This window comes from Rhizobium sp. 42MFCr.1, assembly GCF_000377185.1.
Classification (GTDB): Bacteria; Pseudomonadota; Alphaproteobacteria; order Rhizobiales; family Rhizobiaceae; genus Rhizobium; species Rhizobium altiplani.
Genome location: NZ_KB897879.1, coordinates 1 through 18,210 on the forward strand (window position 1 = coordinate 1; position 18,210 = coordinate 18,210).

An 18,210-nucleotide genomic window follows, 5' to 3' on the forward strand; every position below is an offset into this window, starting at 1 on the left:
GCAAACATCTCGGGTCTGGCAAAGGCTGGACGAATGGATGCGTCACCGTTTGAGGGCTATCCAGCTCAAGCAATGGAAGCACAGCAGGACTATCTTCCGGGAACTGACGGTTCGGGGGGCAAAACCCGATGTGGCCCTACAGGTGGCGGCAAACGCCCGCCGCTGGTGGCGCAACAGCGGCAAGCTCATCAACGCCGTTCTCACCATCAGATGGGCCGACCAACTCGGAATGCCCAGACTCGCATAACCTCAATCCCTCGAACCGCCCGGTGCGGACCCGCATGCCGGGTGGTGTGGCAGGGGAGCGATCAAATATGATCGCCCCCTATGCCGATTCCGGGCCAGGGCGGAAAAATCGGGCAACGCGGTCACATCCCAGAAAGAGCGGTTGATTTTCGTTTCCATTTAGAGAATAAAGCGCCTCCCGTATTCTTTTCGAGCGAATATATGGATCTGTCGTCAATTGAAATCTTCAAGGCAGTCGCGGCGCATTCCAGCGTCACGAAGGCGGCGGCCGCAGTGGGGCGTGTGCCGTCGAACGTCACGACGCGCGTCCAGCAGCTCGAAGAGGATCTTGGGGTGGCACTGTTTTCTCGAGACGGCAAAAAGATGTCGTTGACGCGCGAAGGCACGATCTTTCTATCCTATGCGACACGTCTTGCCGATCTGGCCGTGGAAGCAAAGCAGGCCGTGCGGCCGCTGGCTGCATCGGGCGTGATGCGCGTCGGAACGATGGAAAGCACGGCCGCGAGCCGACTCCCCGACGTCATCAGGCGGTTCGGGTCGCTGTGGCCCGACGTTTCCCTGCAATTGACGATGGGGGCGACAAGGGAGCTCATGCAGAGCGTGCTCGCCGAAGAGCTGGATTGCGCGTTGATCGCGCGGCCGCCGCAGACGTCGCTGGACGAGACGCGCTATGCCGATCTCGACCTCGGCCGGTTTGAAGCGCGGCGGATCTATCTCGAGGATCTGATCCTCGTCCTTCCGCCGAAGCATCCCGAGGTGAAAGCCGTAGCCGATCTGCGTGTCGGGACGCTCGCCGCGATGGAACCAGGCTGCACCTATCGGCGCATGGCCGAGGAGTGGGCTGAGGACGCCGCTTCGCCGCGCACGCTCGAGCTCGGCTCCTATCATGCGATCCTCGCCAGCATTGTCGCCGGCAACGCCTTCGGCGTCATGCCGCGCTCCGTCTACGACCTTCTGCGCTGGCCCGCCGATATCGTCACCCGCGAGATTGGCGCAGTGGAGACCTTTCTCGTTCGCCGCAAGGGTGACCGATCGGACGCGTTCGAGGCTTTTCACGATGTCCTCATTGCCTCGAGGGGCAGGGACGGCCTCTCACCTCCAAGCGGCTGACCTCTGCGCGCAACCTTCTTGCAACCCGCACGCTTCGTTTCACAAACTGTCGGTTCGTCATGTCAGATTCCAGCACTCCCAAGGCCCTCGGCCGCCGCTTGTTTTCGCCGATCCTCGCCGGCGCCACGCTGCGTGAGCGCATGCTTGCCTGCCTTGGCGCGCTGATTGCGATCGCGCTGACAGGCATGGTCTGTGGCTATTTCTTCGGCCAGGGTCCGCATCTGCCGCTGATTGTCGCGCCGATGGGGGCTTCGGCGGTGCTGCTTTTCGCCGTGCCGGCAAGTCCGCTGGCACAGCCCTGGTCGATCATTGGTGGCAACACGATCTCCGCCATGATGGGCATTCTCGCCGCACACTTCATTCATGAACCGATCATCGCGATCGGCGTCGGGGTCTCGTTGGCGATCGGCGCCATGTCGTTCACCCGCTGCCTTCACCCGCCGGGTGGCGCCGCGGCGCTGACCGCCGTGCTGGGCGGCCCGGCGGTAGCGAGCTGGGGGCTGCTTTTTCCCTTCGTGCCGGTGGCGCTGAATTCCTGCATCCTGGTGGCGCTCGGCATTGTTTTCCATAAACTGGGACGGCGAAACTATCCGCACGTCGCCGTGCCGGCGCCGGTCAATACGCATCAGACGATCGATCCGCCGTCCGTGACACGGATAGGCTTCCGCGAGGAAGACGTCGACGCGGCGCTGGCGAAGTTCGAGGAAACGTTCGATATCGACCGCGGCGACCTGAGCCGCTTGCTGCGGCAGGTCGAGGTGGAGGCTGCCGTTCGTTCCCATGGCACCGTCAGCTGCGCCGACATCATGTCGCGTGATGTGATTGCGGTCGGGGAGAAAGCCACGGCGGAGGATGCGCGCGCGCTGCTTTTGAAGCACAACATCCGCACGCTGCCCGTTAAGGATGGCAGTGGGCGATTGATCGGCACGGTCGGGCTGCGCGAATTGATGCAGGCCGAGCAGGTTGCCGGCCATATCGTGACGGCGGCAACCGCTCCTCCGGATGCGCCGGCCGTCAGTCTGTTGCCCGTCTTGACGGACGGGCGCACCCACGCCGTTGTCATCGTCGATCCCACCGGCCATGTCGTCGGGCTCATCTCGCAGACGGACCTGCTAAGCGCCATGGCCCACATGCTGCCGGAACGGACGGCGCGGATCGCGGCCTGAATGGCGGCTAGAAGAGAGTGGGCGGTCCGAACTGCAGGTATGCGGCCAGACTAAGCGCGGAAAGCGAGATGGCAAACGGCGGCGCCGGCGTGCGCATCGTCCAGCCGAGAAGCAGGCCTAGCGCCGCGATCAGCATGCCGAGCCATGGTCCGTTGCCGGCGAAGGCCAATCCGAGAGCGGAAAGGCTGACGGCGCTGGCGATCATGGTCAGCGGCGCAGTTGCCACCGCGGCCTGTGTTTCGCCGCGAAAGATGCTGCTGAAGGGCGGCCAGCTCAAGGCAATGGCAAGAACGAGGAGGGCGGGGGCGATCGTGTGGAGTTGCATCAGCGCGCACCCATGACCAAACGATGATCACCGTCGAAACCGTTCGTGTCGCGAACGTTCAGGCGTGCTGCAAGCGCAGTGCCGACCGCAATCAGTACCGGATTGTCGTAGCCGATCGCCGCAATTCCCTCAGGGATGGTTGCGAGCGTGCCGCTCCAGTCACGTTCGGTCGAACGGCTCACGTCGCTGATGATGATGGCCGGCGTTTCCGGCGGCAGGCCTTCCTCGATCAACCGGTCGGCGATGAGCGGTGCCGTCCTGCCACCCATGTAGAAGACAGCTGTGGTGTGCGGATCGGCGACAGCGGTCCAGTCGACATCGATCGGCAGGCCGCCATGACGAGAATGGCCGGTGATGAAGCGGACGGATTGGGCATGGTTGCGATGCGTCAGCGAAATCCCGAGGCGGGACGCCATGGCGCTTGCGGCTGTTATGCCGGGGATGACATCGACGGGGATGTTTTCGCGATCGAGATGGGCAATCTCTTCGCCGGCGCGGCCGAAGATCATCGGATCGCCGGACTTCAGCCGTACGACCCGCTTGCCTGATTTGGCGAGCTTCACCATCATGGCGTTGATGTCTTCCTGGCGGCAGCTTGTGCGGCCACCGCGCTTGCCAACCAACATGCGCTTGGCTTCTCGCCGGGCAAGCTCCAGAACCTCTGAAGAAACCAGGTCGTCGAAGAGGATCACGTCTGCGGCTTGCAGGGCGCGGACGGCCTTCAACGTCAGAAGCTCCGCATCACCCGGGCCGGCGCCGACCAGCGTCACGCGACCGCGCGAGGAGTGGGCGGGCGCTTCCCGAAGCCTGTCGGCCTCCTCGAGAAGCAGCCCGCCGACGCCCTCCTCCGGCGTATCCGAACTTGAAAAGGCGCGATCGACAAATCGCTCCCAAAAGGCGCGGCGGAGCGGGCCGGGAGTCAGTCGTTCATTGACCCGGTCGCGCAATGTCTGAGCGAGTTCAGCCCAACCCTTCAGTGTCCAAGGCAGCAACGTCTCGATGCGACGCCGGATCGCCTGGGCGAGGATCGGGGCGGCGCCATCCGTCGAGATCGAGACGACGACGGGTGAGCGGTTGACGATGGAGCCGAACTGGAACTGGCAGAAGGCAGGCTTGTCTATGACGTTGACTGGGACGCCGGCCATGCGGGCGGCGTCGAAGAAGGCTTTCGCCTCGTCCTCTTCCTCACAGTCGGCGATGGCGATGGCCGCGCCGGCGAAGATGGTTTCATCCCATCCATGGCAGTGACGGACGAAACTGCCCCGAGGATGCTCGGCGCCGCGCGAGATCAGCTTCTCGAAAGTGTCGGAAAGCGCGTCGGCGTAGACATGCACCTCCGCGCCGCAGGCAGCGAGAAGCTCGGCTTTCCAGGCGGCGGCATCGGATCCGCCGGCGAGGATCACGCGCTTGGATTCAAGTGCCCAGAACACCGGCAGCTTGGCAAGCGGTTCCATGCGGGCGGGTGCTTCATTCCGCGGCTGCTGCAAGACATCCATCGATGATCCCCCTGATTTCGGCGCGGCACGAGCCGCAGTTGGTTCCGGCATTGAGTTCCTTGCCGACGGCTTCGACGCTGTGGCAGCCGCCGCGTACAGCGGCGACGATCTGGTTGACGCCGACGCCGAAGCAGGAGCAGACGGTGGCACCCGGATCGGGCTTGTCTGCGCCCGGGCGACCGGCAACGAGAGCGAAGCGCTTGCGCAGATTGGTGTGCTCGGCGGTGAGCTGAGAGATCGCCCAGTTGCGCGCAACAGCCACCGGTTCGCGCGCCAGGAACAAGGCGGCAAGCAGTCGCTGGCCGCCAAAGAAGGCAAGCCTCAGATCGCCGGATTGCTGGTCGGCGTAACCAAGCGGCTCGACGCCCTCGGGAATAGCGAAGGTGCTGCGGCACCACGTGCACCAGTCCTCGACCGGCTGGTCGAAGGCGAGCTCCACTCGCCAGCCGCCTTCGGCCTTTGCCAGCGCCCAATAGGCGGCATCGAGGTGATCAGGCTTGGCTGCGGAAACGGCAAAACCGTAGCGCGCCGCTTTGAAGCGTCGAGCAGCAACCGCACCATTCTTCGATGCCGGCTGGCCGGAGATTGCGTCGGTCAAGGGTGCGACGACGGCGTCGATGCGTGCCTTCGCGGCGAACTGATCGTTCCAGTGCATCGGTACGAAAATGCTGCCGCGCGCCTGGCGCTCGGTGATCAGGGCGCGAACCACGGCTTTGCCGTGAGGGCTTTCTATTTCGACGAGGCCGGCATTGCCGACGCGGATCTCGATGGCGTCGCGCGGATGAAGCTCTGCGAAGGGCTCGGCGATGTGCGAGGAGAGCCGCGCACTTTTGCCCGTCCGGGTCATCGTGTGCCACTGGTCGCGGATACGGCCGGTGTTCAGTGTGAAGGGATAGTCGGCGCTGGTGCGATCCGAGGCGACCGGTTCGACGGCGATGAAACGTGCCTTGCCGTCGGCGTGGTAGAAGCCGCCCTTGGCGAAGAAGCGGGTCTCGGTCGCGTTGTGGCTTGCGGGCTGTGGCCACTGGAAAGGGGGGAGTTCGTCGTACGACTGACGGTTCAAGCCGACGTATGCGCCGATATCAAAGTCGCGACGGCCGTTGTTCTCGAAGGCGGAGAGAGCGGCGTGCTCGTCGAAGATTTCGGCATTGGAGCTGAAGTCGAAGGCTTGGGCAAAATCCATGCGGCGCGCCACTTCGGCAAGCTGCCACCAGTCGGCGCGGGCCTCTCCCGGTGCATCGAGGAAGGGGCGCTGGCGGGAGATGCGGCGCTCGGAGTTGGTGACAGTGCCGCTCTTCTCACCCCAGCCGAGCGAGGGCAGAAGGACATGGGCGTGACGGGCGGTGTCTGTGCTTTTCAGGACATCGGAGACGACGACGAAGGGACAAGCCTTGATGGCGGCCTCGACGGCGTCGGCATCCGGCATGGAAACAACCGGGTTGGTCGCCATGATCCAGAGCGCCTTGATGCGGCCGTCGGCGACAGCCCTGAACATGTCGACGGCCTTCAGGCCCGGCGTTTGCGCAATGGCCGGCGCATTCCAGAAGCGCTGGACACGGTCGCGGTCCTCGGCATTTTCGATGGCCATGTGGGCGGCAAGCATGTTGGCAAGCCCACCGACTTCGCGACCACCCATCGCATTCGGCTGGCCGGTGAGCGAGAACGGGCCCATGCCCGGCCGGCCGATGCGGCCGGTGGCGAGATGACAGTTGATGATGGCGTTGACCTTGTCGGTGCCAGATGAGGACTGGTTGACGCCCTGGCTGTAGCAGGTGACGACCTTCTCGGTCGTGGCAAAGAGGCGGTAGAATTCGCGAAGCTGCATGGCCGGCAGGCCGGTCATATCGAGCACCTCGTTGAAGGAGACGCCTGTGGCAGCCGTAAAGGCCTCCGCAAAGCCGTTGGTATGTTCGGCGACGTAGTTCTGGTCGATGGCGTTGCTTGCGATCAGGTGTTCGAAAAGGCCGACGAAAAGGGCAACATCGCTGTCCGGGCGGATGGCGAGATGCAGGTCGGCGATATCTGATGTCATCGTCCGCCGCGGATCGATGACGACGACCTTCATGCCGGGGCGCGCGGCCTTGGCCGCCGCCAGCCGCTGGTAGATGACCGGGTGGCACCAGGCGAGGTTCGAGCCGGTGAGGATCACCAGATCGGCAAGCTCGATGTCTTCGTAGGTACCCGGCACTGTGTCCGAGCCGAAGGCGCGGCGGTGACCGGCGACGGAGGACGACATACAGAGCCGCGAATTGGTGTCGATGTTGGCCGAACCGATGAAGCCCTTCATCAGCTTGTTGGCGATATAGTAGTCCTCGGTCAGCAGCTGGCCGGACACATAGAAAGCAACGGAATCGGGGCCGTGCTCGGCGATGGCATCGGAAAATCGTTGCGCGACGAGGTCAAGCGCCTGTCCCCATTCCGCCCGCTCCCCCGCAATTTCCGGATGGAGGATGCGCCCGTCGAGATCGACGGTTTCTCCGAGCGCCGAGCCCTTCGAGCACAGCCGCCCGAAGTTGGAGGGATGGTCCGGGTCGCCCTTGACGGACACCTTGCCGTCTTCCGCGAGCTTGGCGATGACGCCGCAGCCGACACCGCAATAGGGACAGGTTGTCTTGACCTCTTTCTGCATCATTCGGCTGCCATCATCAGGCTTTCGAGCGCGATGTAGAGGGCGCCGTCCTCGTTGCGGACGGGAATGGTCCGCACTTCGCCCTCATCGGCGCCGAGCGCCTTGCCGGTTTCGAGCGAGATCACCCAGTTGTGCAACGGGCAGGTGACTGCCTTGGCATGGACGATGCCCTGGGAGAGCGGCCCGCCCTTGTGCGGGCAGTGGTCCTCGATGGCGAAGACCTCGTTTTCGGCCGTTCGGAAGACGGCGATCTTTCCCTGGGGTGTCTTCACGCAGCGAGCGCCCCGCAGCGGAATGTCGGAGATGTCGCCGATTGAAATCCAGTTCATATCAATCTCCTTACTCAGCGGCCTGCGGGTAACCGATGGTCGCCATCGGCTTGAACTCATGCTTGTCCTTGCCGGAGACGCGCTCCGACCAGGGATCGACCTGGGCGAATTTCTGGGAGAAGACGAAGCGATCGTAGTAAGCCTCGCGCTTGTCGGCGTCGCCCATGATCTGGCGGCGTATTTCCTCCAAGCCGACGCGCTTTGCCCACTTGTAGATGCGCTCGAGATAGCGGGCCTGCTCGCGATACATCTGTGTCAGCGCCACGATATGCTCCAGCGCCTCGTCCTCGGTCCTGACGAGGCCGAGGACCTCCGTGCCCTTGATGTCGAGGCCGGCGGCGCCGGCGAAGTGGATCTCGAAACCCGAGTCGACGCAGATGACGCCTATATCCTTGCAGGTCGCTTCGGCGCAGTTGCGCGGGCAGCCGGAGACGGCGAGCTTCAGCTTCGCCGGCGTCCAGGAGCCCCACATGAACTTCTCGATGCGGATACCGAGGCCGGTGGAGTCCTGCGTGCCGAAGCGGCACCAATCGGAGCCGACGCAGGTCTTCACCGTGCGCAGGCCCTTGGCATAGGCCTGTCCGGAAACAAATCCTGCCTTGCCGAGATCGGCCCAGACAGCCGGCAGGTCTTCCTTCTCGATGCCGAGCAGGTCGATGCGCTGGCCGCCCGTCACCTTCACCATCGGGATTTCGAACTTGTCGACGACATCAGCGATGGCGCGCAGTTCGTTGGAGTTCGTCACGCCGCCCCACATGCGCGGAACGACGGAATAGGTGCCGTCCTTCTGGATGTTGGCGTGGACGCGTTCGTTGATGAAGCGCGACTGGTAGTCGTCGGCATATTCGTCCGGCCAGTCGCAGACGAGGTAGTAGTTGAGAGCCGGGCGACACTTGGCGCAACCGCACGACGTCTTCCATTCGAGCTCCTGCATGACGGCAGGGATGCTCTTCAGACCCTTGGCCTTGATGAGGCGGCGGACGTCGTCATGGCTGAGTTCGGTGCAGGTGCACATCGGCGTGACGGCGGCCGGGTTGTAGCTGTCGCCAAGCGTCAGCGTCATCAGCTTTTCAACGAGGCCGGTGCAGGAGCCGCAGGAGGCGGACGCCTTGGTGTGGGCGCGCACGTCGTCCAGTGACGTCAGGCCTTTGGACGTGATCGTCGACGTGATCTTGCCCTTGCATACGCCGTTGCAGCCACAGATTTCCGCGTCATCCGGCAAGGCTGCAACGGCCGCCATAGGGTCCAGCGGCGACCCTCCCTGGTAGGCCTGACCAAAGATCAGCGTTTCGCGCATTTCCTTGATATCGGTCTGTTTCTTTTTCAGATCGTTGAACCAGGCGCCGTCGGCGGTTTCGCCGTAGAGCACGGTGCCGATGATCCTGTTGTCCTTCAACACGAGGCGCTTATAGACGCCGGCTGAGGCGTCGCGCAGCACGATTTCCTCTCGGTCGTCGCCATCGGCGAAGTCACCGAGCGAGAAGAGCTCGATGCCTGTCACTTTGAGCTTGGTCGGCGTGTCGGAATGCACGAAGGCAGCGGAACGGTCGCCGGATAGATGCGAGGCGGCGACGCGGGCCATCTCGTAAAGCGGAGCGACAAGGCCGTAGACCATGCCGCCGACTTCGGCGCATTCGCCGAGCGCCATGATGCTGCCGTCCGAGGTCAGCATGCCGTCATCGACGACGATGCCGCGGTTGACGGCAATGCCGGCGTCCTTGGCGAGCCCAACGCTCGGGCGGATGCCGACCGCCATGACGACGAGGGTCGCCGGAATGATACGGCCGTCGTCGAGCTCGATGCCCTCGACCTTGCCGTTACCGATGATGGCCTTGGTATTGGCCTTGCAGATGACCTTGATGCCTCGCTCTTCCACTGCCTTCTGCAGGAGATAGCCGGCAGCAGGATCGAGCTGGCGCTCCATCAGTGTCGGCATGACATGCAGGACAGTGACGTCCATGCCGCGAGAGGCAAGGCCGGCCGCCGCTTCAAGGCCGAGCAGGCCGCCGCCGATGACGATCGCTTTCTCGCGAGACTGGGCGGCGAGCAGCATCGCCTGCACGTCGTCGAGGTCGCGATAGGTGATGACGCCGGGCAGATCCTTGCCGGGCACGGGAATGATGAAGGGCACGGAGCCGGTGGCGATCACCAGCTTGTCGTAGCTTTCCGTGACGCCGTGATCCGACGTGACCGTCTTGGCCGCACGGTCGATCTTGATGATCTTGTGGCCCTTGTAGAGGGTGATGCCGTGCTTGATGTACCATCCATCGCCGTGGATGATGATCTCTTCGTAGTCCTTTTCGCCGGACAGAACCGGCGAGAGCATGATGCGGTCGTAGTTGACGCGCGGCTCGGCGTTGAAGATCGTGACCTGATATTGGCCCGGCGTCCTTTCGAACAGGTGCTCGAGCATGCGCCCGGGCGCCATGCCGTTGCCGATGATGACAAGCTTCTCAGTCATGGTTTCAGGTCCTCAGATCAGGTGGCAGCGACGGCTTGGGCGGAGAGGCCACGGCGGTCGAGTTGCTTGACCGACAGGTGCATCCAGACCAGCGAAATGATCACGATCGCAAAGAGCAGCATGAAGCAGCTCGACCAGAGGCCGGTCATATCCTTGAGAAAGCCGAAGGCGATCGGCAGGATGAAGCCGCCAAGGCCGCCCATCATGCCGACGATGCCGCCAACGGCGCCGACGCTTTCAGGGTAGTAGGCCGGGATGTGCTTGTAGACGGCGGCCTTGCCGAGGCTCATGACGAAGCCGAGAGCGAAGATGACGACGATGAAGACCGCAGGCGTGATGCCGACCGTTGCGCTTGCGCCGGCAGCCGGGAGTGACAGGATGAGTGTCGCGACAGCTGCGACGGCGAACATCACATACATCACGCTGCGGGCGCCCTTCTTGTCGGAGACAACACCGCCGAATGCACGAAAGATGCTGCCCGGAATGGAATAAGCGGCTGCGACCATGCCTGCAGTTGCTAGATTGAAGCCGTAAACACCGACCAGATAGCGGGGCAGCCACAGCGACAGGGCAACGAAACCGCCGAAGGCGAAGAAGTAGTAGAGGGAGAAACGCCAGACCTGGACGTTTTTCAGCGGCGCGAATTCCTGTGCCAGGCTCTTGGAGGCAACCTTGCCCTCGCGGCGAAGGCGGAAGGCCGGATCATCCGTTGTGGTGAACCAGAAGACGATTGCCATTAATGCCAGGCCGACCGCCCAGATCTGAGCAACCGCCTGCCAGCCCCAGGCGATCAAGATGAAGGGTGCCGCGAATTTGGTCACTGCGGCGCCGACGTTGCCGGCACCGAAGATGCCGAGCGCCGTTCCCTGCTTTTGAGGCGGGAAGAAGGGCGAGACATAGGCGACGCCGACTGCGAAGGAGCCGCCGGCAAGGCCGACGCCGAGGCCGGCGATCAGCATCTGCGTGTAGGTCTGGGCATAGGAGAGGAGGAAGGTCGCCAGGGCAGCAGCCAACATGGTGAGCGTGTAGACGAGGCGGCCGCCATAACGGCCGGTCCAGATGCCAAGGACGATACGGACAAGCGAACCCGTCAGAACGGGCGTGCCGACCAACAATCCGAACTCGGCTTCGTTCAGGCCGAGATCCTGTTTGATGCGGATGCCGATGATCGCGAAGATCGTCCAGACGGCAAAACAGAGGGTGAAGGCAATCGTGGACATCCACAATGCTTTGGCTGGTTCGCCGGCGGACATGGACTGCGTGTTCCTGATAACAGACATGGCTTCTCCGGGGCCCGACAAGGTCGTGCCTATCCATCGCTAGGGGTTAAAAACAAAAAGCCGCTGGTCAGGGCGCGCTTTCACTAGACGTGCGCGAGATATCCTGATCAGCGGCTTTGCTGTGGGCGCCCGTCGTTGGACGCGGAATTCTTGGCCTGTTGGCCTGCTTATAACAAAGCAAGGGCCGTGCCAGTTTTAGTAAGCTATTGTTTTTGAATGAAAATCGTTAGCAGCGGAGATCCCGCGGATGTCCTCGGTGTCAACGCACGTGCAGCAATCGCTCTAAAATTTGTGCAATGCGTATAAAATAAGCACGTGCTCAGCGGCGAGCTTGGCTCGCGATATAGCTGTCGACGTCATCGGGATCGAACAGGCCGCCGTCGAAGAAGCCGTCCGGCCCAAGGGTTAGCGCCCCGCTCGAGCCGACGGGCGTCTCGACCTTGAGCGCACCCTCCACCTTCGAACTCGCCGCCGGCATCGAGACATCAAGCGCCTTCAAGGCGCTTCTGTAAATATCGGGCCTGTAGGTGTCGTTGGCGATCTGCTGGTGTTCTGCGGTATGCCGGATGTGCCCCCAGCGAACCATCTGCGTGTAGAACCACAAGGCGTGGCTCTTCCAAGGGAACGTCGCTGCCTTGGCATTGGGGACAAAGAAGTCCTTGATGCTCAGCGTCTCCTTCCCGCCAATGTGCAGCAGACCGGTCAATGCGGGTAACAGACTTTCCAAAGGCCGATCGACATAGGCGGGCTTCGCGAGCAGCTTGGCAAGCTCCTCGTGATTGCGGATGTCGGCGCACCAGAGGGAGGCCGCGTAAAGCGCCCGCAGGAGGGCCGCGAGCGCTTCCGGATGCCCGTCGGCCCAGCGGTTGTTGACGCCAAGCACCTTTTCAGGGCTCGATTTCCAGATGGCGGCCTTCACCGTCGCCAGATGCGCGCGGTTATGAAGCACGCCGAGTGTGTTCCATGGCTCGCCGGCGCAGTAGCCGTCGATGAGGCCTGATGTCAGCGCGTCCGCCATATCGGGCGGAGGCAGGACGCCGATCACCACATCCTTGTCGGGATCGATGCCGCTTGCGGAGAGCCAGTAGCGCAGCTCGTAGTTGTGACCTGAATAGGGGTGGACGACGCCGAAGCGCAGACGCTCGCCCTTCCTGTTATCAATGACGCGCCGCAGGGCAAGGCCGCTCGCGTCGGCGTCGAGATCGGGCGAGGCACCGCATGCGGCCATCTCGCTCCAGACGTCGGCGGAGACAGTAACGGCATTGCCGCCAAGTCCAAGCGCCATCGGCACGATCATACGCGGCGCCGGCGCGGTCAGTCCGAGATTGCAGGCGATCGGCATGGGGCCGAGAATATGCGCCACGTCGAAATGGCTGACCGCAAGCCGGTCGCGAATCGTCGCCCATGAGCGTTCACGCACGAGCCTCAGCTCGATGTCCTGTTCCGCTGCAAAGCCCTTCTCCTTGGCGGCGACCAGAATTGCGCTGTCGAGAAGCGGCAGAAAGCCGGCGGTGATCTGATGTGTGCTCGTCATGGGTAGGTTCCCGGATCCAGAAGGCTCGCAGCCGTGATCAGGCTTTGGGCAATCTCGACGATTTTTCTATTCTGGTTCATGGCCGTTCGCCGCATGAGCGCATAGGCCTCATCTTCGCTCAGTCCACGGGATCGCATCAGCAATCCCTTCGCGCGGTCGATCAGCTTGCGGTTTTCCAGTTCGCCGCGCGTTTCCTCCAACTCGCGGTTCAGGCGCGAGAAGGCATTGAAACGGCTGATCGCCATCTTGAGGATCGGGCGGACACGCTCCTGCTTCAGACCGTCGACGATATAGGCGGAGACGCCGGCCTCGACGGCGGCCTCGATGGAGGCCTCGTCCGACTTGTCAACGAACATTGCAATGGGGCGCTTAACCGCGCGGGAAATCTGGAAGATGCTTTCCAGCATGTCGCGGTTCGGGTTCTCGAGGTCGATGACGATGACGTCGGGGTTGATCTCCGTGATACGCCTCGCGAGGCCGTTCATGTCGTCGATGATCGTGACGTTGTCGTAGCCTGCCTCCCGCAGGCCAACATCGATGATCGACGCGCGGATGCTGTTCTCGTCGATGACGAGCACGTTGAGGTCACCAGGCTTGGAAGAGCGGTTGGCCACGGGGTCTACCGCCGGTCGTCAGGGATTTGCGTCAGATGAGATAGCGTCGGCATTGATATCGCGAAAGGTGCCATGCTGCGGTTGTCTTGCCCTATGATCTCTGAGGCCAAGGTCGAAGTCCCTTGTGCGGCATTGAATGCGCGAACGACGCCTCAAAATCAAGCAATTTGTTTCAATGCTTATTCTATGAGCATTGGCGAGGGCGGCGGGCGCAGCGTTCCCACGCAAATTTGCACAGGGTTGAGCTTCCTACACTGCGTTACATATCACGATGGAGCCTGACATATCAGCGATACGTCGCGCAGACCAGATTACCCACGTTTTCAACCTCAGCCGCGCCTCCCGACCATTTCAAGCCCGGCATCCCATAGATTAAAGGAGCGACCGCATGAACCGCCGTATCGTTTCCACCTTCGCACTGGCACTCGCCACCAGCGTCATCGCCTTTGTGTCCCAGGCCGCTGACATCAAGAACATCGTCATTGTTCACGGCGCCTTCGCCGACGGATCCGGCTGGCGCCAGGCCACCGAAATCCTGGAGCGGCGCGGCTTTCACGTTACGGTCGTACAGGAACCTTTGACCTCGCTCGCCGACGACGTCGCTGCGGCGAACCGCGTGCTGGACCTGCAGGATGGGCCGACGCTACTGGTCGGGCATAGCTATGGCGGCATGGTCATTACGGAAGCCGGCCGGAACCCGCATGTCGAGGGACTTGTCTATGTGGCGGCCTTCCAGCCTGACAAGGGCGAAAGTGTAGCTACTCTTGCGGGCTCAAAGCCTCCGGCCGGAAAGGGCATCAAGGAAACCAAGGACGGCAAGTATCTCTATCTCGATCCAAGCGTCTTTCACGCCGATTTTGCCGCCGACCTGCCTAAGGCCGAAGCAGCCTTCGTGGCGCAGTCACAGGTCTTTGCTGCGAAAGAGGTCTTTGGCACCAAAGTCGGGGAACCTGCCTGGCGGACGAAAAAGAGCTGGTCCATCGTGGCGACCGAGGATCGCTCCATCAACCCCGAACTGGAGCGGACCATGGCAAAGCGTGCCGGCAGCGTGGTCACCGAGATCAAGTCCAGTCACGCGGTCTTCGCCTCGCAGCCGAAAAAGGTTGCTGACGTGATCGAGAAGGCGGCCAAGGAAGCCGGCAGATAAGTTCTGCCCGACCCAATCGCAAACAAAATAGCCGCCGAGAATGTCGGCGGCTTTGAAGGTAAGGCGCGAAACGATCAGCCTTCCGGCGGAGCTTCGATCATGCCGAGTGCATGCAGATAGGTGTCGAGGATTGCGTCCTCTTCCATACGTTCCTGCTCGTCCTTTTTGCGCAGCGCAACGACCTTCTTGAGGATCTTGGTATCGAAGCCCATGCCCTTGGCTTCGCCGTAGACGTCCTTGATGTCGTCGGCGATGGTCTTCTTTTCTTCTTCCAGGCGTTCAATGCGCTCCACAAAGGCGCGAAGCTGATCGCGGGCGACGCCATGAGCATCAGACATCGTGTTCTCCTGATTGGGGGTGGGAAAATTCGGATGGCGTTGACTGCCGCGAAGCGTGTCCGGGGTCAAGCCGATTCGAGCCGCACAGGAATTATTTGTGCGGCTTGTTCAGCTCAAACGCTGCTTTTTGCTCCGCCGAGGCGTCGTTCTGGTGGAGGTTCTTCCAATCGTCATACGGCATGCCGTAGACGATTTCGCGCGATTCGTCTTTGGAGAGCGGAACTCCGTCCGTCTCGGCTGCTTCGCGGTACCAGTTGGACAGGCAGTTGCGGCAGAAGCCCGCAAGGTTCATCAAATCGATGTTCTGGACATCGCTGCGCTCGCGCAGGTGCTCCACGAGGCGACGAAAAGCCGCAGCCTCGAATTCGGTCTGTTGTTGTCTCGTCAGGGCGGCCATCTCGGTCTCCTTTATTCGTACGGACCGGTGCGCGACACATGCACGTTGTACTCGTGCAGTGCCGGATCGGCATTCATGGTCTCGAAGATCGGTGCGAGACGGTCCGCCCACGCGGCAATACCCGGCTCGTCGCCGATCAGATCCTGGCGTACCTCGAGCAGCGCGTGCGGAATGCCGGTCAGCATGCAATGTCGATACATTGTATCGCCCTTCAGCGCGCCGTCGTAAGGCTCGTTGTCACCGACCACGAGATCGGGATCGCTGCGCAACAAATCAAGCAAGGGGGCGACTGCGCGCTTGTCGGTATCCCACAGAACGGCTGCGTGCCAGGGGCGGGGAAAGTGTTTCCAGACCGGCGTGTAGGAATGAAGCGAGAGAACGAGCGGCGCACTCCCGGTCTTGTTGGCGACTCTGTCGATCGTTTCGCTGACGGCATTGTGATAGGGCCGGTGGAACGTTTCGATCCGGTAATTCCACTCCTCCACGGTGATCGGATGGTTGCCCGGCACGATCGCGCCGTCCGATATCTTCATGATCAGCGTGGGGTCGTCTTCGCCCCGGTTCGGGTCGATCAGCAACCGCGAAAAGCCGCCCAGGACGGCGGGCACTCGGAGCCTCGTCGACAGGTTCCTGACAAGTCCCTCGATGCCGATGTCATAGGCGATGTGGCGCTCGAAGGCATTGTCCGGCAAGCCAAGTCGTCCATAGCGCTCCGGCAGTCGATTCATCGCGTGATCGCCGAGCAGCACCATGCCTTTGTCATGATCGCCGGCTAGTAGTTCAAATGATTTGAAAGTGCTCATGGATGAAATGTCGATCGCAGTTTACGGGGCCGTCTTTGATCGCACGCGTCACCGATGGGTTCAAGCGCGCTTGGCAAGCAAAGGCTGCGGCCCGGCCGAAGTACGGTCGGTCATCTAGGATATAATCGATTAGCATTGCGTTGACATTCGCCGGGAGGCAGCGCAAGAAAGCACAAACATCGAATAACCGGGAGCCAATTGGAAGTCGTGTTGATCCAGACCGCGCCAAGTTTCCTTACGCGTTCCGGGCCGCTTGCCCGTTTTGCCCTTTTTGTCCTTGCGGCGTTCTCGCCGTTCTTCATTGCCGATGTGGCCCGCGCGGATTTCCGTGTGTGCAACGGAACGCAGAATCTGGTGGGCGTGGCGATCGGATATCGAGCCAAGGATGGCTGGATGACGGAAGGCTGGTGGCAAGTGCCGGCGACGACCTGTGCGACGCTGATCGAGGGGGAGTTGCAGTCCCGATACTATTATCTCTACGCCGAAGACGCTGCCCGGGGAGGCCGATGGACGGGTGACGTGCAGATGTGCGTGGCGGAAAACGAGTTCAAGATCACGGGAGTCAATGATTGCTACGCCCGTGGCTATCAAAAGATGGGGTTCAAGGAATATGACACGGGCCGCCAGGGCAGCTGGATGGTTCAACTTTCCGATACCCCAGGCACCCAAGAAAGCCCGAATCAATGAAGCGCAACCGCAAAGTTAAAATCCTCGCCACCCTCGGACCCGCCTCGTCCGAGGAATCGATGATCGAGAAGCTGCACCAGGCCGGTGCCGACGTCTTTCGCATCAACATGAGCCACGCCAGCCATGACGTGATGCGCACGCTGATCAAGCGTATCCGCGCCGTCGAAGCGCGCTCCGGCCGTCCGATCGGCATCCTTGCCGACCTGCAGGGCCCGAAGCTGCGCGTCGGCAAGTTCGCCGAAGGCAAGGTCGACCTGAAGCCGGGCGACACCTTCACGCTCGACAACAAGGACATTCCCGGCGACGCCACCCGCGTGTTCCTGCCGCATCCGGAAATTCTGGAATCGGTGCAGCCCGGTCACCGCCTGCTGATCGACGACGGCAAGCTCGCCCTGCGCGCTGAAAAGTGCGACGGCAAGAGCATCGTCACGACGGTCATTTCCGGCACGAAGATTTCCGACCGCAAGGGCGTCAGCCTTCCCGACACGCTGCTCACCGTCGGGGTTCTGACCGACAAGGACCGCACCGACCTCGCAGCTGTTCTCGAAACCGACGATGTCGACTGGGTCGCGCTCTCCTTCGTGCAGCGCCCGGAAGATCTGGCTGAAGTGCGCAAGATCGCGCGCGGCCGTGTCGGCATCATGTCGAAGATCGAAAAGCCGCAGGCGATCGAGCGCATCGAGGAAATCATCGAGCTGTCCGACGCGCTCATGGTCGCCCGTGGTGACCTCGGCGTCGAAATGCCGCTCGAATCCGTGCCGGGCATCCAGAAGCAATTGATCCGCGCCTGCCGCCGTTCGGGCAAGCCGGTCGTCGTCGCGACGCAGATGCTGGAATCGATGATCTCCGCGCCGGTTCCGACCCGCGCCGAGGTGTCCGACGTCGCCACGGCCGTCTTCGAAGGCGCCGATGCGGTGATGCTATCGGCGGAATCCGCTTCGGGTGACTACCCGGTCGAAGCGGTCTCGACGATGGCCTCGATCGCCAGCGCCATCGAGCGCGAGCCGCACTATCCTGGTATTATCTACGCGCAGCGTGCGCAGCCGGAGGCAACCGGCGCCGACGCGATTTCGCTCGCGGCCCGGCAGATCGCCGAGACGCTGCGCCTGTCGGCCATCGTCTGTTATACCTCGTCAGGCACAACCGGCTTGCGCGCCTCGCGCGAGCGCCCGCAGGTGCCGATCCTGGCGCTGTCGCCTGTCATCCAGACGGCTCGCCGCCTTGCCATCGTGTGGGGCCTGCACTGCGTCGTCACGCATGACGCGACCGACCTTGACGACATGGTCAACCGTGCCTGCCGCATAGTAGCCGATGAAGGCTTCGGCAAGCCGGGCGACCGCATCATTATCTCGGCCGGCGTGCCGCTCGGGACACCTGGTGCCACCAACATGCTGCGCATCGCCTATATCGGCTCCGACGGCCAGAGCGGCGTCTAAGATTTTCCGTAGGGATTGAACGAAAGCCCGTCGCCTGACCTAGGCGACGGCTTTTTTTGTTGTGCGCCCAGCATGGGCGCATTCTTGTGGGTGGAAGTCCCACCGTAAGCTGGTCACATCGAGCGAAGTGAAGCGCACCTGCGGCGGGGTGACCAACCGTGGGGAGGAAGCGTGGATCGAACCTGCGGGCCGATGGACAAGAACCGGATATG

At 62.4% G+C, this 18,210-nt stretch carries 16 protein-coding genes and 1 pseudogene; 6 read left to right on the forward strand and 11 right to left on the reverse strand.

Features of this window, described 5'->3' with window-relative positions:
* The 3 genes and pseudogenes from C934_RS33025 to C934_RS0130390 form a co-directional block, all read left to right on the forward strand.
* Positions 1-247, forward strand: a pseudogene (locus tag C934_RS33025) (group II intron reverse transcriptase/maturase); the annotation flags it as partial.
* A gap of 200 nt (positions 248-447) precedes the next feature.
* Positions 448-1,356, forward strand: coding sequence for a LysR substrate-binding domain-containing protein (locus C934_RS0130385; RefSeq protein ID WP_018860282.1), 909 nt, complete (start codon positions 448-450; stop codon positions 1,354-1,356).
* A gap of 59 nt (positions 1,357-1,415) precedes the next feature.
* Positions 1,416-2,522, forward strand: coding sequence for an HPP family protein (locus C934_RS0130390; protein ID WP_018860283.1), 1,107 nt, complete (start codon positions 1,416-1,418; stop codon positions 2,520-2,522).
* A 7-nt stretch (positions 2,523-2,529) separates the two neighbouring features.
* Here the strand turns inward: C934_RS0130390 and C934_RS0130395 are convergent, their stop codons facing one another.
* The 8 genes from C934_RS0130395 to C934_RS0130430 all read right to left on the reverse strand — a co-directional run bounded on the left by C934_RS0130395 (position 2,530) and on the right by C934_RS0130430 (position 13,190).
* Complete coding sequence (locus C934_RS0130395) at positions 2,530-2,847, reverse strand: hypothetical protein (RefSeq protein ID WP_018860284.1); 318 nt, start codon at positions 2,845-2,847, stop codon at positions 2,530-2,532.
* Positions 2,847-4,343 (reverse strand): siroheme synthase CysG, encoded by a 1,497-nt coding sequence (gene cysG, locus C934_RS0130400; protein WP_018860285.1) that lies wholly within the window; start codon positions 4,341-4,343, stop codon positions 2,847-2,849. Before cysG ends, C934_RS0130395 begins: the two co-directional genes overlap by 1 nt.
* Positions 4,315-6,972, reverse strand: a complete 2,658-nt coding sequence (locus C934_RS0130405; protein ID WP_026372218.1) for a nitrate reductase — start codon at positions 6,970-6,972, stop codon at positions 4,315-4,317. Before C934_RS0130405 ends, cysG begins: the two co-directional genes overlap by 29 nt.
* Positions 6,972-7,301: a nitrite reductase small subunit NirD gene (nirD, locus tag C934_RS0130410; RefSeq protein ID WP_018860287.1), complete on the reverse strand. Its 330-nt coding sequence runs from the start codon at positions 7,299-7,301 to the stop codon at positions 6,972-6,974. The genes C934_RS0130405 and nirD overlap by 1 nt, the downstream gene beginning before the upstream one ends.
* A 10-nt stretch (positions 7,302-7,311) precedes the next feature.
* On the reverse strand, positions 7,312-9,762 hold the full coding sequence (gene nirB, locus C934_RS0130415; protein WP_018860288.1) for a nitrite reductase large subunit NirB: 2,451 nt from the start codon (positions 9,760-9,762) through the stop codon (positions 7,312-7,314).
* Between the two features lie 17 nt (positions 9,763-9,779).
* Entirely contained in the window at positions 9,780-11,042 is a 1,263-nt protein-coding gene (locus C934_RS0130420; protein ID WP_018860289.1) for an MFS transporter, read from the reverse strand.
* Positions 11,043-11,361: 319 nt separating this feature from the next.
* Complete coding sequence (locus tag C934_RS0130425; RefSeq protein WP_018860290.1) at positions 11,362-12,576, reverse strand: CmpA/NrtA family ABC transporter substrate-binding protein; 1,215 nt, start codon at positions 12,574-12,576, stop codon at positions 11,362-11,364.
* Positions 12,573-13,190, reverse strand: coding sequence for an ANTAR domain-containing response regulator (locus C934_RS0130430; protein WP_018860291.1), 618 nt, complete (start codon positions 13,188-13,190; stop codon positions 12,573-12,575). The genes C934_RS0130425 and C934_RS0130430 overlap by 4 nt, the downstream gene beginning before the upstream one ends.
* A 388-nt stretch (positions 13,191-13,578) precedes the next feature.
* Here C934_RS0130430 and C934_RS0130435 point away from each other — a divergent pair, with 388 nt between their 5' ends.
* A complete protein-coding gene (locus C934_RS0130435; RefSeq protein ID WP_018860292.1) occupies positions 13,579-14,337 on the forward strand; it encodes an alpha/beta hydrolase in 759 nt (252 codons plus the stop codon).
* A gap of 74 nt (positions 14,338-14,411) precedes the next feature.
* Here C934_RS0130435 and C934_RS0130440 read toward each other — a convergent pair whose 3' ends face one another.
* The 3 genes from C934_RS0130440 to C934_RS0130450 all read right to left on the reverse strand — a co-directional run bounded on the left by C934_RS0130440 (position 14,412) and on the right by C934_RS0130450 (position 15,875).
* Complete coding sequence (locus C934_RS0130440) at positions 14,412-14,675, reverse strand: DUF2312 domain-containing protein (protein WP_007527482.1); 264 nt, start codon at positions 14,673-14,675, stop codon at positions 14,412-14,414.
* Positions 14,676-14,766: 91 nt separating this feature from the next.
* Positions 14,767-15,072 (reverse strand): DUF1244 domain-containing protein, encoded by a 306-nt coding sequence (locus C934_RS0130445; protein WP_018860293.1) that lies wholly within the window; start codon positions 15,070-15,072, stop codon positions 14,767-14,769.
* An 11-nt stretch (positions 15,073-15,083) separates the two neighbouring features.
* Positions 15,084-15,875 carry an N-formylglutamate amidohydrolase gene (locus C934_RS0130450; protein WP_025658049.1) on the reverse strand — a complete coding sequence of 264 codons (792 nt, stop codon included), beginning with the start codon at positions 15,873-15,875 and terminating at the stop codon, positions 15,084-15,086.
* A 198-nt stretch (positions 15,876-16,073) separates the two neighbouring features.
* Here C934_RS0130450 and C934_RS0130460 point away from each other — a divergent pair, with 198 nt between their 5' ends.
* The gene (locus C934_RS0130460) at positions 16,074-16,562 is read left to right on the forward strand and encodes a DUF1036 domain-containing protein (RefSeq protein ID WP_025658050.1); all 489 of its coding nucleotides are present in this window, start codon (positions 16,074-16,076) and stop codon (positions 16,560-16,562) included.
* Positions 16,559-17,998, forward strand: coding sequence for a pyruvate kinase (pyk, locus tag C934_RS0130465; RefSeq protein ID WP_018860297.1), 1,440 nt, complete (start codon positions 16,559-16,561; stop codon positions 17,996-17,998). The genes C934_RS0130460 and pyk overlap by 4 nt, the downstream gene beginning before the upstream one ends.
* Positions 17,999-18,210 lie beyond the last annotated feature (212 nt).